Below are 24419 nucleotides of genomic sequence, written 5' to 3' on the forward strand. Positions count from 1 at the left end.
AATATTGATTATGAATGCTCTACTCTTTCTGTTTGATTTCTAAAAACCAATTTACCATCAAATGCATCAATTAAAATAATACTGTCTGTTGTAATATTTCCTGCCAGAATTTCTTTAGATAACTGATTTAAAATTTCTCTTTGGATTACCCTTTTTACCGGTCTTGCTCCAAATTCCGGATCATACCCTTTATCTGAAAGATATTTGATTCCCTCAGGTGTTGAATCCATTGTAATGCCTTGCAATGCCAGCATTTTGCTAACACTTTTAAGCTGTAAACTCACAATTCTAGAAATATTATCAACTGTTAATGGTGTAAACATTACAATTTCGTCGATACGGTTTATAAATTCCGGACGAACCGTTTGTTTCAATAAACCTAAAACTTCAACCTTTGAAGCTTCAGTTGCCGCCTCGACACTTCCTTTCAAATTTTCAAATTTCTCTTGTATAATCTGACTTCCCATGTTAGAAGTCATGATGATAATCGTGTTTTTAAAATCTGCCAGACGGCCTTTATTATCAGTTAGTCGGCCTTCATCTAAAACCTGCAACAGAATATTGAAAGTATCCGGATGTGCTTTTTCGATCTCGTCTAATAAAATCACAGAATAGGGCTTTCTACGTACCGCTTCTGTCAATTGACCACCTTCATCATACCCTACATATCCCGGAGGTGCACCAACTAAACGGCTTACACTGTGACGTTCCTGATATTCACTCATATCAATACGTGTCATGGCATTTTCATCGTCAAAAAGATATTCGGCCAATGCTTTTGCCAACTCTGTTTTACCAACTCCTGTTGTTCCCAGGAATAAAAAGGTTCCAACTGGTTTTTTCATATCCTGTAATCCTGCACGGCTTCTGCGAACAGCATCACTCACGGCTTCAATTGCTTCTTCCTGCCCCACTACTCTTCTATGCAGTTCTTCTTCAAGATGAAGGAGTTTCTCCCTTTCTGTCTGAAGCATTTTCATTACCGGAATTCCAGTCCATTTTGCTACAACTTCTGCAATATCTTCGCGGGTTACTTCTTCTTTTATCAAAGAATTTCCTGATTGATATTCTTGTAATTGTTTCAGTAAAACGTCAAGACGTTCCTGGGCTTCTTTTATCTTTCCATAACGAATTTCAGCCACTTTTCCGTAATCACCTTCTCGTTCAGCACGTTCTGCTTCGTGTTTAAAATCTTCGATCTCTAACTTCACTGCCTGAACTCCATCTACAACATCTTTTTCAGATTTCCATTTGGTGTAGATTACATTTCGTTCTTCTTTTAAATTAGCCAGATCCATACGCAGGATTTTAAGCTTAGCTTCTTCTTTTTCACGTTTAATGGCTTCAATTTCAATTTCTAACTGCATGATTTTACGATCTAAAACATCCAGTTCTTCTGGTTTTGAATTGATTTCCATACGCAATTTAGAAGCCGCTTCATCCATCAGATCAATAGCCTTATCCGGTAAAAAGCGATTTGTAATATAACGTTGTGAAAGTTCTACAGCTGCTATAATTGCTTCATCTTTAATCTGAACTTTGTGATGCGTTTCATATTTTTCTTTTATTCCACGCAAAATCGAAATCGCACTTTCCGTATCCGGTTCATCTACTAAAACCTTTTGAAAACGACGTTCCAGAGCTTTATCTTTTTCAAAATATTTTTGATATTCATCTAATGTCGTTGCCCCAATCGCTCTTAATTCACCACGAGCTAAAGCCGGTTTCAGGATATTAGCCGCATCCATAGCACCTTCACCGCCACCTGCGCCTACAAGCGTGTGAATCTCATCGATAAATAAAACGATATCACCTTCGGCAGCCGTTACTTCCTTAACAACCGATTTTAAACGCTCTTCAAATTCTCCTTTGTATTTTGCACCGGCAATAAGCGCTCCCATGTCAAGCGAAAAAACGATTTTGTCTTTTAGGTTTTCAGGCACATCGCCATCAACAATTCTGTGGGCCAAACCTTCTGCAATTGCTGTTTTACCAACACCTGGCTCACCCACCAGCATTGGATTATTTTTGGTTCTGCGGGTAAGAATTTGTAATACACGACGGATTTCTTCATCACGACCAATAACCGGATCCAATTTGCCTGTACGTGCCAGTTCGTTTAAGTTTTTAGCGTATTTATTCAGGGCATTATAAGTTTCCTCTGCTGAAGCCGAAGTTACTCTTTCGCCCTTTCTAAGTTCTTCAATAGTAGCTTTTAAAGTTTTTCCGGTAACACCCTGATCTTTTAAAATTTGGGCAACTTTACTTTTTGAGTCAAAAATGGCTAAAATTAAATGCTCGATCGAAACATATTCGTCGCTCATTTTTTGAGCAATAATTTCGGCTTCATTCAAAGCTTTATTTGCATCTCTGGAAAGCAATATATCTCCGCCCGAAACTTTTGGAAAACTCTGAATCGTACTATCCAGAACTTGTAAAAACAAAGGCACATTTACGTTGAGTTTCTTCAAAATGAATGGCGCTACATTTTCATCAACCTCAAAAATGGCTTTAAAAATATGTTCGTTTTCTATTTGCTGTTGTCCGTATCGTTGCGCCAATTGTTGAGAAAGCTGTATGGCTTCCTGCGATTTAGTTGTAAATTTATTTATATTCATATCTGTAAGATTTAGGATTGCATTATTATTTTTTAATACTCGATAACATTAAAATTAGAATTTATTGCATTACATTTTAACTTTAAATACCATAACTTTGTTGCTTGTTTCAAAATATATTCCATACTAAAATCACAGACAAAATGACATTTAAAACTGCTTTTTAGCCAATTTTAAACGTCAAAAAGTCATAAAACAAGCCAAATATGAGTTTTTTTAATTCAATCTTCGGAAGTTCAGACAATTCAGAAGCACCAAAAAGTAAAGTAAACTGGACGGAATTAACAAATATTCTTCAATTACAGGAAGTTGAAGCAATATCAAACGAAAAACCAGTTGTGATTTTCAAACACAGCACACGATGCAGCATTAGCCGAATGGCTTTGAAACAATTTGAAAGAGAATATGATCTTGAAAATGTTGTTGATGCTTACTTTTTAGATTTGATTGCACATCGCGATATTTCAAACGAAATTGCAGACAAATTTAATGTCTATCACGAATCCCCACAATTGATTTTAATCAAAAATGGAAAAGCCGTTTATAATGTTTCACACAGCGATATTGATGCTACAGCGTTAAAAAACAAGATTTAGTTTTCTTCTGTTTAAAATATAATTCAGAAGGCAGAGTTTTACGTCTCTGCCTTTTTTATTTCCACAAATTGCATTGATTTACCATTATAAATAAATCATAATATCTATTATCGTTGCTACCTTTTTTATAAATTTGACAAAAATTAAATCAATTGAAGAAATTACTCTTTTTCATATCTTTTTGTTTGCTTTTAGGAAGTATTGAAAGCTTATTTGCACAAGCTCCTAAAAAAATAGTAGTTGAAAACTCAGACTTTTCAGATGTCAACGAAGTAGAGATTCCCGGTGCACTTCTGCTTACCGGAAATGTAAAAATAAATCACGATGGTGTAGTCCTTACTTGTAATAAAGCCTATTTCTTTCAAAAAGAAAATTATATTAAAGCTTTCGGAAACGTGCAACTTGTACAAGGTGATACATTATTCTTAAACAGCAAATATGCTGAATACAGCGGTAACGTAAAAAAAGCTTTCGCAACCGGAAATGCAGTTATGACCTCTCCGGATGCAACTTTACAAACAGACACCATCAATTTTGACCGAAATGTACAGGAAGTTTTTTACAATACTAAAGGCACAATTGTTAACAAAGACAATACTTTAGTAAGTAAATCCGGAAGATATTACGTAGCTCAGAAAAAATTTCAGTTTTTAACGGAAGTAACACTTACAAACCCGAAATATGTCATGAAATCTAATCACTTAGATTATTACAGCAACTCCGGGCACTCTTACTTGTTTGGCCCATCAACCATTACAAGTAAAACAAATTATATTTATACCGAAAATGGTTTTTATGACACCAAGAAAAACCTGGCACATTTCCTTCGAAAATCGTACATAAAATACGATGACCGGCGAATAGAAGGCGACAGCCTATTCTATAATCGAAATACCGAATTTGCTTCCGCAACACGAAACGTAAAAATTACAGATTCTATAAACAAAGGAATCGTAAAAGGTCATTACGCCGAATTATATAAACTAAAAGATTCCATGTATGTAACTAAAAGAGCGGTTGCTATAAATCTGGTTGAAAAAGATTCAGTTTATATACACGGTAAAAAATTAATGGTTACCGGAAAAGAAGGCGAAAGAATCATCAGAGCCTTTAAGAATGTTCGTTTTTACAAAATCGATATGAGCGGAAAATGCGATTCGCTTCATTCAAACAGTAAAACTGCGCTCACAAAATTAATAGGAAACCCAATTTTATGGAGTGAAGAAAATCAAATTACGGGTGATATTATGCATTTAATTGGAAACAATACTACCCGAAAAATAGATTCGCTAAAAGTACTCAACAATACTTTTATCATCTCAAAAGACACCCTCGGCACAGGGTATAATCAGGTCAAAGGGCTCAATTTGTTTGGAAAATTCAAAGATGGAAAATTACATTATGTAGATGTAATAAAAAACACAGAAGCTATTTACTATGCCCGAAATGATGCCAATGAATTAGTAGGAATCAATAAAAACGTAAGTAGTAAAATCAATCTGATTATAGAAAACAATGCTATTGAAAACATTACTTTTTTTAATAATGTTAATGGAAATCTTTACCCTGAAGCCGAGTTGCCAGAAAATGACCGTAAACTAAGAGGTTTTGTCTGGCGTGGAGATGAGAGAATAAAATCAAAGGATGATATTTTTCCTCCTGAAGAAAACGAACTCAACGATAAATTAATCAAAGAAGGTAAAGCTGAAGAAGCCAAACCAAATATTCCGATGAAAGTCAGGAAGGAAACATTAAATTACGACAAAAAGAAACCTGCTGCAAAAAACGGTACAATGCCAGGCGTAAAAACTAAAAAATAATTCAGATTACAGTTTTCGATATAATAAATTTTCCGTCACTATGCTTAAAGATGTCGATATACCTTTTTAGAATTGGCAAAAACTAACATAAGCTTAAAATTTAAAACTTAGAACCTTAGTATCTTTGCTACTTAGAACCTCAAAAAATGAATCCAGATTTTATAAAATATCAGGCACAAACCTCACCATACCCACTTGGAATGGAAGTTTCACACGCATTTGGTTCTTATATTTACGATGCCAACAATAAAAAATATTTAGATTTTGTTGCCGGAGTCTCAGCTTGTACACTTGGACATGTACACCCAAGAGTCAATAAGGCAATAAAAGATCAACTGGATAAATATTCACACGTAATGGTTTACGGAGAATATTCACAAAGCCCGGCCGTTCAATATTGCAAATTAATAGCTTCACTCCTGCCGAAATCTTTAAACAAAACCTATTTAGTCAACTCAGGTACAGAAGCAATCGAAGGCGCCCTTAAATTAGCCAAACGTTCAACAGGACGCAGTCAATTAATTTCCTGTCATAACGCATACCACGGAAACACCATGGGATCTATGAGTGTTATGGGATTCGAAGAACGCAAACAAGCCTTTCGTCCATTACTTCCGGATGTTGATTTTATCACTTTCAATAACGAAGAAGATTTACAAAAAATAACTACACGAACAGCTGCAATTTTACTTGAAACCATTCAGGGAGGAGCTGGTTTTATTGAACCAAAAGACAACTTTCTACAAAAAGTACGCAAACGATGTGACGAAGTAGGTGCTATGATGATTGTAGACGAAATTCAGCCTGGTTTTGGCCGTACCGGAAAATTATTCGGTTTCCAAAACTACGATGTCGTTCCGGATATTGTTGTAATGGGAAAAGGAATGGGTGGCGGAATGCCGGTAGGAGCTTTTACAGCATCTGCAGAAAAAATGGATCTCTTAACTGAGAACCCAAAATTAGGACATATAACCACATTTGGAGGTCATCCTGTCATTGCGTCAGCCTGTTTAGCGACTTTGCAGGAATTAACTGAAACTAATCTGATGCAGGAAACTTTAGAAAAGGAAAAACTCTTCAGATCACTTTTGGTACACCCTTTGATAAAAGAAATTAGAGGAAAAGGATTAATGCTTGCCCCGATGACTGAAAGTCCGGAAATAACCAATCAGGTAATTTTAAACTGTCAGGAAAAAGGACTCATTTTATTCTGGTTATTATTTGAAGGATGCGCCATAAGAATAACACCACCATTAACTATTTCTGAAGAAGAAATAAAAGAAGGATGTGCTGTAATTCTCGAAGTTATGGATGAAATTTTAAAAAAAGAACAAAAAGCATAATCAGGAGCTATTCCCAGCACACCAGGCAAAGACGAACTGGCGAAGCAATACACTATATCTTTTATTTTTTAAAGAAAAAAACAAAAGGATGTCGTTCCTATCTTGGTCAGGTCGCTGAATTAAAAATAAAAACCAGAATATCAAACAAATAATCTTTTATAAATCAAAAGATTAGGACTAAAAACAGAACATAAATTCTGTCCATATTGTTAATTAAATTGTTCAAAACAATAAATTTCCTTTTCTCACAAAATAATATGGTTGCCTAAATTTATAACAGGCTAATTTCAAAAATACAAAGTATGCAATTAAGCAACGAAGAAGAAGATTATAACCTATCCTTATCCAAATTTGAGTCGATGTTAAAAACAAACAAAGTACTCTTTTTTGATTCTGAAGAATTCGAAGAAATTATTCTTCATTATTTAGATATAGGTAAGGCTAATTTAGCAAAAAAGGCCTTAAAACTTGCATTAGACCAACATCCAAAATCTACAGGCTTAAAATTAGTACAAGTAGAAATGCTGGTTTACGACGATAAACTGGACATCGCCGAGAAACTTTTAAATGAGCTATATGCAATTGAACCTAACAACGAGGAAATTTACATCCAGAAAGCCAATATTTGTTCCAAAAGAGATCAGCACGAAAAAGCAGTAGAATTACTTAAAATTGCCCTGCAATACACAGACGATTTTGCTGATGTTTACAACTTAATCGGAATGGAATATCTTTTTATGGATAATCTCGAAATGGCAAAAGAAAGTTTCATCAAATGTCTTGAAGAAGATTTAGAAGATCAGTCTGCCTTATACAATGTGGTGTATTGCTTTGAGTTTTTAGATCAAAATCAGGAAGCCATTCTATATCTTAATGATTACATTAATAAAAACCCATATAGCGAAATTGCCTGGCATCAGCTAGGGCGCTTACATTATGGCGTAAAAGAATATGAAAATGCTATTCGCGCTTTTGACTATGCAACTCTAATCGATGAAGAATTTCTGGGAGCATTCATGGAAAAAGCAAAAGCTTACGAACGCCTCAAAAAATATACTGAAGCAATTGAAAGCTATAACCGTACCATTGAATTAGATGATGCAACTTCATATGCTTTATTGCGAATTGGTAAATGTTATGAAAAACTGGGAAATACTGTTTTAGCCCTAAAATATTATAACCAAACGGTTCATGAAGATCCCCTTCTTGACAAAGGATGGATTGCTATTACTGACTTTTACGTTCGTCAGAAAAACTTTCAGAAAGCTTTATTTTTTGTCAATAAAGCATTAGCAATAGACAATCAAAATCGTTTGTATTGGAAACGCTATGCTACTATAAATAAACAAATGAACTTTTTTGAAGAAGCCGAATTTGGTTATAGAAAAGCAGTAGAATTTGGAGATTACGCATTAGACACCTGGTTATACTGGGTAGATATTCTTCAATTTTTAGGAGAATTTGATAGTGCAATACAAACATTATTACAGGCTTCCGAATATTTTCCGGAAGAAAACGAAATTGAATACCGTTTAGCAGGATTGTATTTTATGGTCCAGGACAATACAAAAGCTAAATTTCATTTAAGTAATGGCTTGCGTTTAAATTTTGATAATTATATTTTAATTGAAGATTTATTTCCTGTAGTCTGGACAAAAAAAATGGTAAGAAATTATATTGAAAAACATAGAAAAGAATAATGATTGATATTTTAAGAAGACGTTTTGGCTTATTAGGCCGCAATATTAGTTACTCCTTTTCAAAAGGATATTTTACAGAAAAATTTAGTGATGAAGTTTTTACAGGCAACACTTACGAAAATTTCGACATTTCTGAAATCAGTCATTTTACCGGATTAATTAAAAATAATCCAGATCTGAAAGGCCTAAACGTTACCATTCCATACAAAGAGCAAGTCATTCCTTTTCTGAACAAACTTTCAAAAAAGGCAACCTTAATTGGTGCTGTAAATACAATAAAATTTACTAAAAACGGAAAATTAAAAGGGTATAATACAGATTATTATGGTTTTAAAAAATCCTTAAAGCCATTATTAGAAACGCATCATAAAAAAGCCCTTATTTTAGGAACTGGAGGAGCATCAAAAGGAGTTGCTTTTGCTCTTGATGAACTCGGCATTCCCTATACTTTTGTTTCAAGAGAGGCTAAAGAAAATATTATTGATTATAATTTAATTAATGCCACAACTTTTGACAATTTTCAAATCATAATAAACTGCACCCCAGTTGGAACAAGTCCAAACATCGAGGCCTCTCCTGACCTTCCCTATGAGTTTTTTACAGACAAGCATATCGCTTATGATTTAATTTACAATCCTGCCGAAACTCAATTCTTAAAGAATGCTAAAGAAAGAGGAGCCATAATAAAAAATGGTCTTGATATGCTTATTTTTCAAGCGGAAAAAGCATGGAAAATCTGGAACAAATAATTCTAAAAAAAAATAATTTGAGGCTGCATTTAAAATGCAGCCTTTTTTATTGTTATTTAATTTGTAAAACCAATCTGTAAAGCACGGTGAAAAAATTAATTTTGCACCCATAAATTGCTTCTTAAAACACAAATAAGTAGTATTTTTAATCCAAAAAATACATAAACAAATGATTTATTTTGTATTTAGAAACACCTTTACTATCTTTCGCAATGTTTAAAATATAAACCTTATACATTTAAAAATGTTAGAAGAAAAGAATGATAACCTGCATGAAGCAGATGGAAAATCAGGAATCGGCCTAAACGATTCTTCACCCGATGATGCAATTGAAACATCAATTTCTGAAACAACAACAGAAAATGAAACTTCACTTCCTGAAAGTGAAGTAGAAAATATTGAAGCCGAAGAAGCAGATCATCAGGAAGCATTAGATGCAATAACAAATTCCAATGCTGAAGAAAGCGAAGACGAAACACTAAAAGAACGTCATGCTATTCCTATGCAGGATTACGATACCTTTTCGTTAGATGCACTTGTCGATGAATTAAAAAGGCTTGTAAATACAGACAAAGTAATGTCTGTAAAAGACCATATTGAAGAAATTAAAAAATCATTTTCACTCCAATTTAATCATCTTATTGAAGAGAAAAGAGAAGAGTTCAATGCTTCAAACCAGGATCCTAATGAAGAATTTCAATATCATTCTCCACTTAAGTCAAAATTTGATGAATATTATAACATATTTAGGGAAAAAAGAAATACTCATTTTAAACATCTGCAAACTAACTTAAAATTAAATTTAGAAAATCGGCTTGCTATAGTTGAAGAACTAAAAGAACTTATAAATCCACAAGAAAACATTAAAGATACTCTTAAACATTTTAATGAATTAAGAGAAAGATGGAAAAATGCGGGAGCAATTCCTAAAGATAAATACAATCACGTATGGAATAATTACCACTTTCATGTTGAGAATTTTTATGATTATTTACATTTAGATCGTGAAGCAAGAGATTTAGATTTCAAATACAATTTAGAACAAAAACAAAAAATAATTGCTCGTGTTGAAGAATTGGCAAATGAAACCGACATCAGCAAAGCATTTAGAGAGCTACAGGATTTACATAGAATCTGGAAAGAAGATATTGGTCCCGTATCCAAAGAACATCGTGACACAATCTGGAATAAATTTAGTGAGTTAACTAAAAAAATTCATGATAAAAGAGAACTGTTATTTGAAAGTCAAAGAGCCAATGAACAGCAAAATCTCGAAATTAAAAAAGAAATTATTGCTACAATCGAAGTTTTAGCCACTGAAAAAGTAGGCTCTCATTCACAATGGCTCGTACAAATACAAAAAGTTGAAGCACTTAGGAATGAATTTTTTGCTGCCGGAAAAGTACCTGCCGAAGTAAACGAACAGACCTGGGCTGCTTTTAAAACCGCTGTTAGAAACTTTAATTCTTTCAAAAACTCATTTTATAAAGACATAAAAAAAGACCAGAACGATAATTTAAACAAAAAAATGGCTCTTGTTGCAAAAGCTAAAGAATTACAAGAAAGTACTGACTTTAGTGCAACTACACCAATTATGAAACAAATCCAAGAAGAATGGAAACAAATTGGTCACGTTCCTAAAAAATATTCTGATAAAATCTGGAAAGAATTCAAAGATGCCTGCAACCATTATTTTGATAAATTAAAAGAACACAAATCTGAAGAGAATAGTGATGAAGTAGCAGCTTTTGACAATAAAAAAGCCTACTTAGATACGCTAAGAGAGTTTCAGCTAATCGGAGATCACAAAACTGATTTAGATGCCATTAAAGCACATATTGAAACATGGAAAGGTTTTGGTAAAGTTCCTTTTTCCAGACGTCATATTGAGGGTAAGTTTAATAAAATCTTAGATGCACTTTTTGAAAAATTAAGTTTAAGTAAAAAAGACACTGAAATGATGCGTTTTTCTAACAGAATTGATTCTTTATCCGAGAGTAACGATACACGCAAATTAGATAATGAAAAGATTTTCATTATGAGGAAAATAGAAGAAGTTCAAAATGAAATTTTTCAATTAGAGAACAACATTCAATTCTTCACCAATACAAAAAATGCAAAAAAAGAAAACTCTATAGTTCTTGAAGTTCGTAAAAACATTGCTATTCACAAAGAAAGTCTGGAAGTATGGAAAGATAAACTAAAACAATTGCGCAATCTAAATCAACAACAATAAGATATTAGATTTAAAATTTTAAAGGGTGTAATGGAAAATTCCATTACACCCTTTTTTTTTATTTTTCAATAACAAATTCATAAGGCAAAACTGTAAAAAATTGATTACATTTGATTGACACATGATCGATTGATAATCAAACTAATAAAAAATTAAATTACTAACTATAATAAGAACGGAAAATGAAATTCACAAGAAAAGCTAATGCCAACTGGAAAGGAACCGGTATGGAAGGAACCGGAACCATCAGTACACAAAGTACAACTTTGAATAATGCACAATTATCTTTTAAAACAAGATTTGCTGATGGCGTAGGAACCAATCCCGAAGAACTTATTGCAGCTGCCCATTCAGGTTGTTTTACAATGCAATTAAGCTTCTTATTAAACGAAGGCGGATTTGTTGCTGATGATTTATCAACAGAAGCCACAGTTACTTTTGAAGACGGCACAATTACCTTAATTCATTTAGAACTAAAGGGAAAAGTGCCTTCTATAACAGCAGAAAAATTTGCAGAAATTGCAACTAAAGCAAAAGAAATTTGCCCAATTTCAAAATTATTAAAAACCGAAATTACATTGGGTATTAATTTAATTTAAAAATTCTAAATTTAGGCTCTCTATTTTCAATCCATAAAAAAGCTCCAATATACTCGGAGCTTTTTAATTTATTTAAGATACTGCCTTACTTTTAACAACTAATCTAAAGCCTTCACCATGAATGTTTAAAATTTCAACATCTTCATCTGTTTTTAAATACTTTCTAAGTTTTGCAATGTAAACATCCATACTTCTTGAAGTAAAGTAGTTATCATCTCTCCAGATTTTTGTCAACGCTAACTCTCTTGGCATTAAGTCATTTTCGTGCAAAATAAGCATTTTAAGCAATTCATTTTCTTTTGGAGATAATTTTATTGGCTCATCGTTTTCAAATGTCAAAAATCTTAATTTTGAATTTAAATGGAATTTACCAATATTAAATTCAAACTGAACTTGTTCTGCTTTTGTATCAGATGATTTTCTTTGAATAATGGCTTTAATTTTCATCAATAAAACTTCCGAATCAAACGGTTTATTGAGATAGTCATCAGCTCCTGCTTTATATCCTTTTAAAACATCCTCTTTCATTGATTTTGCTGTTAAAAAAATAATCGGCACTTCACTATTTTTTTCTCTGATTTCTTTTGCTAAAGTATAACCGTCTTTGTAGGGCATCATAACATCCAGAATGCATAAATCATAAACATCCTTTTTGAATTTCTCGAAACCTTCCATACCATTTTTTGCAAGAGTAACTTCAAAGTCATTCAGCATCAAATAATCTTTAAGAACTGCACCAAAATTAAGGTCATCTTCTACTAAAAGTATTCTTTTATTAATATTTTCCATATTTTAATTTATTAGTGGTATTTTTATTATGAAGGTACTACCTTTTCCCTTTTCACTCTCTACATAAACCTGACCATTATGGTCTTCTACAATTCTTTTTACATAAGCAAGTCCTAAACCATGTCCTTTTACATTATGCAAATCGCCTGTATGTTCTCTGTAAAATTTCTCAAAAACTCTTTTTTGAGCGGTTTTACTCATACCTAAACCGTTATCTTTTATTTTTATAAGAATAACATCCTTGACATTCTCAGTAAATACTTCTATTTCCGGAACATCCGGAGAATATTTTATAGCATTTTCTAAAATATTAACCAGAACATTTGTAAAATGAACTTCATTAACCAGACAAGTTGTTCTTGCTGCATTAAAATGTTTTACAATTGTACCTTGCTTGTCCTCTAAAATTAAATTAACATGCTCAATTGCATCTTCAATAACATCATGAATTACAGTAGGCTCTTTACTTATATCCAATTCTTTTTTCTCTAATTTGGAAATTCGAAGGACATTTTCAACCTGAGCATGCATTCTTTTGTTTTCATCTCTAATCATCTGCAGATAACGAAATACCTTCTCTTTATCTTCTATAATTTTCGGATTTCTAATTGCATCAAGAGCTAAATTTATTGTAGCAATTGGAGTTTTAAACTCATGCGTCATATTATTTATAAAATCTGTTTTGATTTCAGATATTTGTTTTTGACGAATTAACTGATTTAGAGCGCTTGTATAAGCAATTATAATAATTAATGTAAAAATTATAGACAGTATCGTAATACTTACCAACTGCGACAATAGAAATTTCTTTTTATACGGAAAGGTAACTAACAATTCATACTTGCTATTACCTTCATTATCTGCAAAAACAGGCATATTATAGGTAGCCTCTTTATCATAATGAAAACCTTCCGATTTTATTTTTGTAGGAACGCCACTACTATAAATTCCAAATTCGAATTTAGTTTTTATACCATGTTCTTTAAGTTCTTTCTTCAAAAGGGATTTCAATTTCTCTTTTGTAATTCTTTCATCTATTGGCAGTATTGAAGCATAATCCAAATATGAAATTTTAAATTGAGCCTGATTTAAAATATCAAGATTACCATCTTTTTCAATTTTTATATCTGGAATCGTACTTTGATTTAGAACTGAATTATCAATAATATTATTGTTGTTGTAAACTTCTGTTAACCTTTTTGAACTAAAGCTTTTAAATCCGTCTGAATTGAACTTTTTATTAAAAATTGTTCCATTTATATCATACTTCTCAGAAGTGATACTATTTTTATAGACAATTGTTTTATTTGTTTTAGTATTTCTTTGAACAAACAAAATTTCCAGTAAATCTTCCTTTTGAGGAATCTTACCCGTACTGTCTTTTATATGATTGATTTTATCCTGAAAGCTGTATTTTTCCTCTTCTTCAAGTTTATCTGAGACATCACTGATTACTTGGGTTACGTGATTTTTAAACTGTTCTTCATTGTTTTCTAATGAAGAATTGAACCAATAAACCTGAACCAGAATTATCCCGATTAAGGACAAGCTCATTAGCAAAACAAGTATTCTAAAAAATAATTTATTCATCGAGACAAAATTAATATTTTAACAATATACTAAATAATACATTAACCAAATATTAACATTTAAGACTGATTTTGTTTAATATTTAAAATTTTAAGAATTTTAACAACTTCTTCTTTTGCATTTTTAAGATTTTCATTGATTATAACAAAATTGCTTTTAGAAATACGTTCTTCATCTTTCCATTGCATTTTCATCCTTCTTAGCACCTGCTCTCTGGTGGTTTTATCACGTTCTAAAACTCTTTCGATTCTTACTTCTTCAGGAGCTGTAACCGTAATAATAATGTCGTAATCTTTATACCTCCCGGTCTCAAACAGAATCGCCGCTTCATAAATTACATAATCATGGTTTTTATTTTTTTGCAACCATGATTGAAAATCTTTTTTTACAGCCGGGTGTATAATAGCATTTAACTGCCCCAATTTATCACTATCACTAAAAACAATTTCTGCTAATTTTGCTCTATTCAAAAGATCCTTTTCAAATAAAATTTCACCGAACGTACTTTTAATTTCTTCAATTATAAATTTTGACTGCATTATTTTTTTAGCTTCATCATCAGCAATATAAACAGGAATCCCCATCTCTTTAAAATAATTTGCTATGGTCGTTTTTCCGCTTCCAATTCCACCGGTCAAGCCAATAATTTTTGTCATATTATATTTTAAAAAACATCCGTGGAAAAGCTTCCTGTGGCTTTCTCTTCAATAAAATAATTTTCACAAAAGATTCTAAAAAACCTGTTCCATAACCATAAAATTGCTTCCAAACAGCGATTACAGAAAGATATCCAATTTTGATGCTTTTATTTTTAATACTAGATGTAAGAAAAATTATAACGAAATATACAAAATATATTTGTAATAAAAGGTCAAAATTAAAAATTAACAGTAAAAAAGCTAATAATAATCCTAGCATGAAGAATGTAGGAAAGAAAAAAGTTAATTTATTATGTTCAGGATACCAGCTATTTAATATTGGTCTTGCTTTTCCAAATTTATTTACCTGAATAGAAAATTTCTCCCAATCAATTCTACGTTTATGATAAACAAATGCATCAGGGAACAATCTGGTTTCAAAACCCAGGTTCCATAATCTAATAGATAAATCAGGATCTTCTCCAGGATGAATGTTTCCAAACCCTTTTGATGCCTCAAAAGCTTTTTTGGAAATTCCCATATTAAAACTTCTTGGCTGAAATTTACCAATTTTCTCCGAACCTCCACGGATTCCGCCTGTTGTAAGAAAAGAAGTCATTGCAAAGTTTATTGCTTTTTGTATATCCGAAAAGCTATCTAAAGCTTTATCCGGACCGCCAAAACAATCAACATACGCTCTATCTAATTCTTTTCGGACTTCCGTTAAATAATTAGACGGAATTATACAATCTGAATCAAAAATGATAAAGTAATTGCCTACTGCTTTTATCATTCCGAAATTCCTCGAATCTCCAGGCCCTGAGTTTGGTTTAAAATAATAGGATATATTTAGTTTTCCCTGATAGCTCTTTACGACTTCTTTACATGGAATGGATGACCCATCTTCAACAAGAACAATTTCAAAAGCCTCATTATAATCAGATTTTGATAAACTTTCCAAAAGCTCATCAACTTCATCCGGACGATTAAACACGGGTATAATTAGAGAAAAAACCATAGTAGAATATGCAGTATTTAAGCTGTAATTTTTAAAATTCAAATTTTGTGCAAAGATATGTTAAATTCACAAAAAAACCATCAACTTTTGGTTGATGGTTTGATTTATAAATTCTTAATTTTTAGTTGATACTTTCTATTTCAACAACTTCATTTACTTCTGCCTCATAATCCACTCCGGAAAATTCAAATCCAAAAAGATTTAAAAAGTCATTTTTATATCCTGCCAAATCACCAATTTCAGACAAGTTTTCTGTTGTAGCCTCAATCCACAATTTAGCAACCTTCTCCTGAACATCATCACGCATCTCCCAGTCATCAATTCTGATTCTTCCCTTCTCATCAACAGGAACTTCAGAACCGCTATATAATCTGTCATGAAATAAGCGTTGAATTTGTTCGATACAACCTTCATGTATTCCTTCTTCTTTCATAATTTTATATAAAAGAGAAATATATAAAGGAATGACAGGAATTGCAGAACTCGCCTGCGTTACCAATGCTTTATTTACAGAAACATAAGCCTTACCTCCTATTGATTTTAAACTATCTGTAATAGTAAATGCTGTAGCCTCTAAATCATCTTTGGCACGTCCAATTGTACCTTTACGATAAACCGCTTCTGTCAAAGATGGACCAATGTATGAATATGCAACCGTTGTAGCACCTTCTGCCAATAAATTTTCATTTTTTAAAGCATCAATCCACATAGCCCAGTCTTCCCCCCCCATTACAGCAACAGTATTTTCAATGTCTTCATCATTAGCCGGGGCTATTGAAACTTCGGATACTTTTCCTGTATGAAAGTCAACAGTTTTATTGGTAAAAGTCTGTCCAATAGGCTTCAATGTAGAACGGTGTAAAACTCCTGTATTTGGATTTGTACGTACAGGCGATGCCAAACTATAAATTACAAGATCTACCTGCCCTAAATCAGCTTTAATTAAATCCAAAGCTTCTCTTTTTATTTCGTTTGAAAAAGCATCTCCATTGATACTTTTTGCATACAATCCTGCTTTATGTGCTTCAGATTCAAAAGCCGCAGAATTATACCAGCCTGGCGAAGCGGTTTTTCCTTCAACTGGCGGTTTTTCAAAGAAAACTCCAATTGTAGCTGCATCAGATCCAAAAGCACTTGTAATTCTTGAAGCTAAACCAAAACCTGTTGAAGCACCAATTACCAATACTTTTTTAGCTCCTGCAATAGGACCTTTTGATTTTATATATTCAATTTGATTTTTAACATTCTGCTCTGCTCCCTTTGGGTGGGCTGTTAAGCAAATAAAGCCTCTCATTCTAGGTTCTATAATCATATTTTTATTGTTTATTCATTGATTTGGCAAACTGGATGACTGTTATTCTTTTATTCTTTTTAGATGACAAATATAAAGCATTTCTTTAGTTCAACAAGGCTTTAGCGTGATTTAAAGCTGAATCAGAAACCACCGCTCCGGATAGCATTTGAGCAATTTCTATAACTCTTTCGTCCTGAGATAAAAGCTTTAATTCTGATTGCGTATCATCATTTGTTGTAGATTTAAACACTTTAAAATGAGAATCACCTTTCGCAGCAATTTGTGGTAAATGTGTAATTGCAAATATTTGCATTTTTGCACTCATCTCTTTCATAATCTCTCCCATTCTAATAGCAATTTCTCCAGAAACACCGGTGTCAATTTCATCAAAAATCAAAGTCGGCAATTTAGAATACTGAGCCAAAATTGCTTTGACTGCCAACATTATACGTGACATTTCACCTCCGGAAGCAACTTTTTTCAGCAAGCCAAAATCAGTTCCTTTATTAGCCGAAAACAAAAACTGCAATTCATCTTTACCATTTTGAAAATAGGTTTCGGATGACAGAAGTTCCATTTTAAATCTGGCATTTGGCATTCCTAAGGTTTCTAATATTCCAATTAACTGATTTGATAAAACCGGGATTGCACCTTCTCTATTCTGATGAATTTTAGCCGAAAGCATATCCAATTCTTCTGTTTTTTGTTCTATAGATTTAACCAAAACAGCGATTTCCTCTTCAATATTACCTAATTCTAAAACTGAATTTTCCAGACTGATCTGAATTTGTAGTAATTCATCAACAGTTACTACCTGATGTTTTTTCTGCAAATTATAAATCAGCTGCAATTTCTGATTGGTTAATTCTAACTTCTCAGGATCGTTTAATAATTTTTCAGAAGCATTTTGCAACTCTCTCGAAATATCATCAAATTCAATTGTTACACTTGTAATTCTTTCAAACAGATTTTGATATTCTGGTGAAAAAATTGCGATTTTTTGCAGCAAAACTTTAATTTCATTCAGGTTGTGTAAAACGCCAAATTGTTCTTCATTACCGATTAGCAATGATTTATCAATCGATTCTTTAATAATCTCAACATTATTTAGCTTTTCAAAATCAGCTTCCAGTTCTTCCTGTTCTCCTGATTTTAATTTTGCAGCAACCAATTCATTCAATAAAAAAGTATTGTATTCCTGTTCCTTACCCGCATCGCTTTGTTTTTTAAGCAATGCATTTAATTTTGATTTTTCAGATTTATATAATCTTAAAAGCTTTTTATAAGAATCAATACTATCTGAATTATCTGCAATTGCATCAATTATTTTAAATTGCACATTTTCATCTGAAAGTTCCTGAGTTTGTTGTTGTGAGTGAATGTCAATCAAAAAAAAGCTTAAATCTTGTAATTCCTGAAGATTTACCGGACTATCATTTATAAAAGCTCGTGATTTGCCGGAAGGCAGGATTTCTCGTCTTATGATAGTTTCATCTTCATAATCCAAATCATTTGCTTCAAAAAACTCTTTTAAATTATATTTAGAAATTTCAAAATGTGCTTCAATTATGCACTTTTCTTCTTTATTTTTAAGAGATGTTAAATCTGCTCTTTTTCCTAAAACCAAACCTAATGCGCCTAATATAATTGATTTACCAGCACCAGTTTCTCCTGTAATTATAGAAAAACCTTTAGAAAAATCAATAGTTAGTTTTTCAATTAATGCATAGTTTTTAATTGATAATAAAGTAATCATATAGTTTTAAAAGTAAAATTAATGAAGAGGTAGAATGGTAAAAATTGAACTAATATTTAATTTCTGACCATTTTGTTGAATTTAACGGTGAAACCTTATTCAAAGTCTCTGTTAAGTCTGTAACTGCAATGCTTGGCCCACCCGAAAAAATAGACACAATTTCATCTGATTTGGCATCAAAAAACACTCTGGTTAAAAAAGCGTTTGGCTTAACCGAATTCAATTTCGCTATAGTCATTAATGAAGATTTTATTTTTTCTTTTGCACCTTTCAGATCCTGACTCATTATATCCAGACCAGTATGATACCCAAAAGTGGTTTGTCGCAAATCAGAGTAAGTTGGAGCAAGTATATCATTTATCAAAAAGTAACGATTTTGAACTCCATCAGCCTGAGTCCATCCTTTGGAACCACCTTGTTGAGCAATATTTGCAATATTTTGGGCTGTTTCAAAATAAGGGCTTCCGCCTGCAAGCTGAAATGTATCTGAATCTATCCCTAAAATCATATAACTGTAAAATGATATCACGGATACTAAATTAGATTCAAATGTAGTAGGATTATATAATAAGGGTTCAAATTCTGTATACCTGAAATTAAAATCCTTATCGTTAAAATTAAATACAGGTGAAGAATACGTTGAATTGTAAATTAATCTTGAAGACTGTATTTGTATCGTACCTGAAAACTGGTCGGAACTATGAGAAAAAAGAGTTATGTACATTGAACAATTAATACGTTCATTTTGCTTAAGCACAGAACCAGTCCAATCTGTTTTGTTTACAAACTCAGACAATGATGTCTGAAGTGTTTTATAAACTTGCTGATTAGGATTTGGTAATCTTTCGCTATTTATTGTAACCGTACAATTTAACTGTTGAGCCTGTGCAAAACCAAAAAACAAAAACGTTAAAAAAGTAACTAATTTACACATAAAAATGTTCTATAACTTTGTTTAAAATATCAACTGCAACAGATTCTTTTGACTTTAAGTCCATTGGTTCAATTTTAAATTCTTTGTCTATAAAAGTAACTTTATTTGTTGGTTTTTGAAAACCCGCTCCTTTATCCTGTAATGAATTTAAAACAATCAAATCTAAGTTTTTTTTCTGAATTTTCAACTTCGCATTTTCAATTTCATTTTCAGTTTCCAAAGCAAAACCAATTAAAAATTGATTTCTTTTGATTTTTCCTAACGATAATAATATATCTTTTGTCTTTTCAAGTTCAATTGAAAACTCATCAGTGGCTTTCTTAATTTTCTGAACAGCAATTACTTTTGGCTTATAATCTGCTACTGCTGCTGCTGCAATAGCCACATCTACATCATTAAAATACAAATGGCAGGCATCATACATTTCTTGTGCAGAAATCACATTAACAACATTGATGAGAGAATTTTTTATATTTAAACTTGTAGGGCCAGAAACTAATATGACCGAAGCCCCTAAATTGGCTGCTGCACTTGCAATATCAAACCCCATTTTTCCTGAAGAATGATTTCCTATAAAACGCACAGGATCTATTGCTTCGTATGTTGGGCCTGCAGTAATTAGAATTTTTTTTCCTTTTAAAGGTAATTTACTTTCAAGATCAGCTTCTAAAAAAGTAATTATGTTTTCTGGTTCTGCCATTCTGCCTTCTCCAGATAAACCACTTGCCAATTCACCATTTTCTGCTGGAATCATTACGTTCCCAAATTGTTTTAAAGCACTAAAACTTGAGATTGTAGAAGAATGTTTGTACATATCCAAATCCATTGCCGGAGCAAAATAAACAGGACATTTAGCCGATAAATAAGTAGCAATGAGAAGATTATCACAGTTCCCGGTAGCCATCTTAGATAATGTATTGGCAGTTGCCGGGGCAATTAACATTAAATCCGCCCAAAGACCTAGTTCTACATGATTATTCCAAATAGCATCTTGATCATCCTGATTAAAAAAACTGGAGTGTACAGGATTTTTTGATAATGTAGATAATGTAAGTGGAGTTACAAAATCCTTAGAAGCAGGTGTCATGATCACCTGGACATGTGCACCTGCTTTTATAAAGAGTCGTACTAATGAGGCTGTTTTATACGCTGCAATTCCACCGGAAACACCCAGTAAAATTTTTTTTCCGTTTAAAACTGACATTGTACTATTATTTGTTTGAACCTCTGTGGTATGTTTTACCGTCTAACCACTCCTGAACAGCTAAAGCGTGTGGTTTAGGTAATTTTTCATAAAATTTAGAAACCTCAATTTGTTCTTTATTTTCAAAAACTTCCTCAAGACTGTCATTGTAAGTTGCAAACTCTTCTAATTTTTCAGTTAATTCTTTTTTAATTTCAGAATTAATTTGGTTTGCTCTTTTAGCCATAATGGTAATTGCCTCATACACATTTCCTGTTGGCTCTTCAATAACTGTTTTATTGTAAGTTATTGTATTTACAGGAGCATTCGTCTTTTTTAAATCCATGACTTTTATTTATTTAGTAAATTTTTGTAAATCTGTTTCAACTCTTGCATTCATTTCGTCTGCCTTCACTTTGTATTTTGTGTCACTTTTAAACTTCAATAAATTATTATAAGCAGCTTTAGCAACATTTAAACGCTCTTCCATTTTAGCCGGAACACTATTGATAGCTAACTGATATGCTGAATCGTATTTGTAAAACAATGCATCTTCTTTAAAAGGAGTTCCAGGAAAATCTGCAATAAAATTATCAAAAGCAATTAATGCAGATTTATAATCCGAAATGGTATTATAACCCTTAGCATTTTCATATGCTTTTTTCTCTAATTTCCCACTTAAAACTTTCACAGCTTCATTTGCCTGGGCAATATATTCTGAATTTGGATAATTATCAATAAAAGCCTGTAACTTATCTAATGCCTTAACTGTATCGGTCTGATCTAAACTGTAAACAGGTGCTAATTTTGAGTAACTGTAAGCTCCTAGAAAAGCAGCTTCCTGAACTTTTTCACTTCGTGGATAACCTGAAACAAAACTCTCAAATTGATAACCTGCCAAATAATATTGTTTTGTTTTGTAATAGGCCTGAGAAAACATGTAAAATAATTTTTCTGCCTGAGGTTTTCCTCTGTATGTTGGCGCTAATTGCTCAAAAAGTCTAATTGCTTTATTATACTTCCCTGCTTCATACATTTTTGTTGCAATTTCAAACTTTGCTGCAACATCTTCATTTTTTAATGCTTTTTGGTAATCACTACAAGAACACAAAAGGGCAACAACAATTAACAGCGATACTATTTTTTTCATTTTCTTACTTTTATTATGATTCCTTAGACAATTATGCCAAAGCAAAATCACACCGAAGTTTCGGTGGCAAATTTAGTTATTAATTTAGCTACTACAAAATATTTTTTGGTATAATAAAAAACAGCTGTTTTTATTTTATTTTAAGGCTGATTTTACGAATTTATCTAATCGATCTGCTAATGATTCGTCTACTGATACCAATGGCAAACGTACCGTATTATCTGCAATTCCAAGTGATTGAAACACATGCTTTATTCCGGCAGGATTTCCTTGCTCAAAAATCATATCAATACAATCTGATAAAAAATATTGGGTCTTGAAAGCTTCATTTACTTTTCTGTTCAACCCTAATCTTATCATTTCTGAAAATTCCTTTGGAAAACCTTGTCCAATAACCGAAATTACTCCTGCCCCGCCTGCTAAAACTATTGGCAAAGCAATCATATCATCGCCGGAAATTACTAAAAAATCTTTGGGTGCATTTTTAATCAATTGCAAAGCCTGAGCCATATCGCCTGCAGCTTCTTTTATTGCTACAACATTATCAAATTCATTTGCCAGACGAATAACAGTTGAAGGTAACATATTACTTGAAGTCCTGCCGGGAACATTATATAAAATCACCGGAACGGGAGAAGCTTCTGAAATAGCTTTAAAATGCTGATAAATTCCTTCTTGTGTAGGTTTATTATAATAAGGAGAAACTGAAAGAATCGCTTCAAATGCTGAAAAATCTCTTGTTTTCAATTCTTCAACTACCTGCATTGTATTGTTACCTCCAACTCCAAGAACTAAAGGCAATCTTCCGTTATTAACTTCAATTACGGTATTAATAACCAACTCTTTTTCGGATTGAGTTAGAGTTGCATTTTCTGCGGTTGTACCCATTACAACCAAATACTCTACTCCACCATCAATCGAAAAATTAACAATTCGCTGTAATGCTTCTATATCAATTGAAAAATCTTTTTTAAATGGAGTGACCAGGGCAACACCAGTTCCTATTAATGATTGCATACTTTACTTTATATTTTACTTTATATTTTTTAAATACTTAAACAATTCGAAAACGAAAAGCTTATAATTTTCTAAAGAAGTATTTATCATCCAGCGATTTATATTTTTATCAACAGATGCAAATCCAACTTTAAATTTAGCTTTTGATTTATTCGTAATTAGCTTCAAAATTGGATTTTGAGCATCATAATAACTAATCAAAAGATCAAATTCTGTTTCAATAAATTCAGCTAAAAAAGCTAATTTCGTACCTCCGTTCCAATCTATATGCGCTTTTGTAAAAGTCGGAAAGGCGTATTCTTTTTTGTCATCAAATTTATTGCGATACACAACGATTTTAATATTTTCAGAATTAATTTTATTTGAAATCAGTTCTGCAATAAGTGCTTTTGAGTAACTGAAATCACTTTCGTCAATTAATAAACCAATCGTTTGTACATTACTGGTAAAGGCTTCATTTTTTACATTAAGCAAATTATTTTTTAATGTTTTTTTTATAAAAAAATCCTTCAAATAATTTAAAAACATACTACTTTTACCAGATTACAAAATTAATTATTTAAGTCGCATTTAAGATGGTAAAACTAAAAAAGTATAACGGATTTTTAAAACTTTTTGTTATATTCTTAACACTTTTTTTTCTATTTTCATGCAGTTCAAAAAACTATAATGTAACTAAAATTGAAGCTAAACAAATTTCAATTTCTGAAAAAAACGCTGAAACGCAGGAAATTGAAAACTTTATTAAACCTTTTCGTGAACATATTAATAAAGATTTAGATCATGTATTGGCCTATTGCCCGGAAACCCTTGATAAAAGCAATGGAAAATGGCAGACTACTATTGGAAATTTACTAGCTGATGTTTGCTTAGAAAAAGGAGGTCAGGTTTTTAAAACCCGTGAAAAAAAATACATCGATTTGTGCTTTTTGAATCATGGAGGCATCAGAGCGATATTACCACAAGGAAATGTTACAACCAGAACTGCTTTTGAAATTATGCCTTTTGAAAACAATTTGGTAGTTCTGGCTTTAAAAGGTGAGCAGATTTTAGAAATGACAGCTTATATCATCAAAGAGAAGAAAGCTCATCCTCTGTCAGGAATAACTTTTACAATTGCAAAAGACAATACTGCTCAAAATATTCTAATTAAGGGAAAACCTCTGGATAAAACCCAAACATATTATGTCGCTACAAATGATTATCTGGCAAATGGTGGTGACAACATGAATTTTTTCCTTAAAAGTCTTCAAAAATTTGATTTAGATTATAAACTTCGAAATGTACTGATTGATTACTTTAAAGAAGTTGACACGATTCCTGTACCAAAAGATATTAGAATCTCTGAAGAATAATCGGATTTAAACCCAAACTAAAAAAACAGGCACT

General features: G+C 32.1%; 21 protein-coding genes. 8 read left to right on the forward strand and 13 right to left on the reverse strand.

Annotation, left to right across the window (positions count from 1 at the left end; translation table 11 throughout):
* Positions 1 to 8: 8 nt before the first annotated feature.
* Positions 9 to 2618: an ATP-dependent chaperone ClpB gene (gene clpB / locus JE46_RS09140; protein WP_031454970.1), complete on the reverse strand. Its 2610-nt coding sequence runs from the start codon at positions 2616 to 2618 to the stop codon at positions 9 to 11.
* 206 nt (positions 2619 to 2824) lie between these two features.
* Between clpB and ytxJ the strand changes: the two genes are divergently transcribed.
* The 7 genes from ytxJ (at position 2825) to JE46_RS09175 (ending at position 11661) form a co-directional block, all read left to right on the forward strand.
* The gene (gene ytxJ, locus JE46_RS09145; protein ID WP_031454971.1) at positions 2825 to 3214 is read left to right on the forward strand and encodes a bacillithiol system redox-active protein YtxJ; all 390 of its coding nucleotides are present in this window, start codon (positions 2825 to 2827) and stop codon (positions 3212 to 3214) included.
* A gap of 152 nt (positions 3215 to 3366) precedes the next feature.
* A complete protein-coding gene (locus JE46_RS09150) occupies positions 3367 to 5034 on the forward strand; it encodes an OstA-like protein (RefSeq protein WP_236010758.1) in 1668 nt (555 codons plus the stop codon).
* Between the two features lie 146 nt (positions 5035 to 5180).
* On the forward strand, positions 5181 to 6377 hold the full coding sequence (locus JE46_RS09155; RefSeq protein ID WP_031454973.1) for an aspartate aminotransferase family protein: 1197 nt from the start codon (positions 5181 to 5183) through the stop codon (positions 6375 to 6377).
* Positions 6378 to 6679: 302 nt separating this feature from the next.
* Positions 6680 to 8077, forward strand: coding sequence for a tetratricopeptide repeat protein (locus tag JE46_RS09160; protein ID WP_031454974.1), 1398 nt, complete (start codon positions 6680 to 6682; stop codon positions 8075 to 8077).
* On the forward strand, positions 8077 to 8826 hold the full coding sequence (locus tag JE46_RS09165; protein WP_031454975.1) for a shikimate dehydrogenase family protein: 750 nt from the start codon (positions 8077 to 8079) through the stop codon (positions 8824 to 8826). Before JE46_RS09160 ends, JE46_RS09165 begins: the two co-directional genes overlap by 1 nt.
* Before the next feature lie 244 nt (positions 8827 to 9070).
* Complete coding sequence (locus tag JE46_RS09170) at positions 9071 to 11062, forward strand: DUF349 domain-containing protein (RefSeq protein ID WP_031454976.1); 1992 nt, start codon at positions 9071 to 9073, stop codon at positions 11060 to 11062.
* Between the two features lie 182 nt (positions 11063 to 11244).
* Complete coding sequence (locus tag JE46_RS09175; protein WP_031454977.1) at positions 11245 to 11661, forward strand: OsmC family protein; 417 nt, start codon at positions 11245 to 11247, stop codon at positions 11659 to 11661.
* A gap of 72 nt (positions 11662 to 11733) precedes the next feature.
* Here JE46_RS09175 and JE46_RS09180 read toward each other — a convergent pair whose 3' ends face one another.
* From JE46_RS09180 to JE46_RS09235, 12 genes are all read right to left on the reverse strand, one after another.
* Positions 11734 to 12450, reverse strand: a complete 717-nt coding sequence (locus JE46_RS09180; protein WP_031454978.1) for a response regulator transcription factor — start codon at positions 12448 to 12450, stop codon at positions 11734 to 11736.
* Between the two features lie 3 nt (positions 12451 to 12453).
* Positions 12454 to 14040: a sensor histidine kinase gene (locus tag JE46_RS09185; RefSeq protein WP_031454979.1), complete on the reverse strand. Its 1587-nt coding sequence runs from the start codon at positions 14038 to 14040 to the stop codon at positions 12454 to 12456.
* A 59-nt stretch (positions 14041 to 14099) separates the two neighbouring features.
* Positions 14100 to 14696, reverse strand: coding sequence for a dephospho-CoA kinase (coaE, locus tag JE46_RS09190; protein ID WP_031454980.1), 597 nt, complete (start codon positions 14694 to 14696; stop codon positions 14100 to 14102).
* A gap of 1 nt (position 14697) precedes the next feature.
* Positions 14698 to 15696 carry a glycosyltransferase gene (locus JE46_RS09195; protein ID WP_031454981.1) on the reverse strand — a complete coding sequence of 333 codons (999 nt, stop codon included), beginning with the start codon at positions 15694 to 15696 and terminating at the stop codon, positions 14698 to 14700.
* A gap of 121 nt (positions 15697 to 15817) precedes the next feature.
* Positions 15818 to 17008 (reverse strand): enoyl-ACP reductase FabV, encoded by a 1191-nt coding sequence (fabV, locus tag JE46_RS09200; RefSeq protein WP_031454982.1) that lies wholly within the window; start codon positions 17006 to 17008, stop codon positions 15818 to 15820.
* Between the two features lie 85 nt (positions 17009 to 17093).
* Positions 17094 to 18746: a DNA repair protein RecN gene (gene recN / locus JE46_RS09205; RefSeq protein ID WP_031454983.1), complete on the reverse strand. Its 1653-nt coding sequence runs from the start codon at positions 18744 to 18746 to the stop codon at positions 17094 to 17096.
* 49 nt (positions 18747 to 18795) lie between these two features.
* The gene (gene porD, locus JE46_RS09210; RefSeq protein ID WP_031454984.1) at positions 18796 to 19680 is read right to left on the reverse strand and encodes a type IX secretion system protein PorD; all 885 of its coding nucleotides are present in this window, start codon (positions 19678 to 19680) and stop codon (positions 18796 to 18798) included.
* Positions 19673 to 20884, reverse strand: a complete 1212-nt coding sequence (coaBC, locus tag JE46_RS09215; protein WP_031454985.1) for a bifunctional phosphopantothenoylcysteine decarboxylase/phosphopantothenate--cysteine ligase CoaBC — start codon at positions 20882 to 20884, stop codon at positions 19673 to 19675. The genes porD and coaBC overlap by 8 nt, the downstream gene beginning before the upstream one ends.
* 7 nt (positions 20885 to 20891) lie before the next feature.
* The gene (locus JE46_RS09220) at positions 20892 to 21209 is read right to left on the reverse strand and encodes a DNA-directed RNA polymerase subunit omega (protein WP_007807938.1); all 318 of its coding nucleotides are present in this window, start codon (positions 21207 to 21209) and stop codon (positions 20892 to 20894) included.
* 9 nt (positions 21210 to 21218) lie between these two features.
* A complete protein-coding gene (locus tag JE46_RS09225; protein WP_031454986.1) occupies positions 21219 to 22013 on the reverse strand; it encodes an outer membrane protein assembly factor BamD in 795 nt (264 codons plus the stop codon).
* Positions 22014 to 22148: 135 nt separating this feature from the next.
* A complete protein-coding gene (gene dapA, locus JE46_RS09230) occupies positions 22149 to 23030 on the reverse strand; it encodes a 4-hydroxy-tetrahydrodipicolinate synthase (protein ID WP_031454987.1) in 882 nt (293 codons plus the stop codon).
* A 15-nt stretch (positions 23031 to 23045) separates the two neighbouring features.
* Positions 23046 to 23558, reverse strand: a complete 513-nt coding sequence (locus JE46_RS09235) for a DUF6913 domain-containing protein (protein ID WP_031454988.1) — start codon at positions 23556 to 23558, stop codon at positions 23046 to 23048.
* Positions 23559 to 23605: 47 nt separating this feature from the next.
* On the opposite strand from JE46_RS09235, the gene JE46_RS09240 reads away from it, so the two are divergent.
* Positions 23606 to 24385 carry a 5'-nucleotidase C-terminal domain-containing protein gene (locus JE46_RS09240; RefSeq protein WP_031454989.1) on the forward strand — a complete coding sequence of 260 codons (780 nt, stop codon included), beginning with the start codon at positions 23606 to 23608 and terminating at the stop codon, positions 24383 to 24385.
* Positions 24386 to 24419 lie beyond the last annotated feature (34 nt).

The sequence above is a fragment of the Flavobacterium chungangense LMG 26729 genome (genome assembly GCF_000735715.2).
GTDB lineage: Bacteria > Bacteroidota > Bacteroidia > Flavobacteriales > Flavobacteriaceae > Flavobacterium > Flavobacterium chungangense.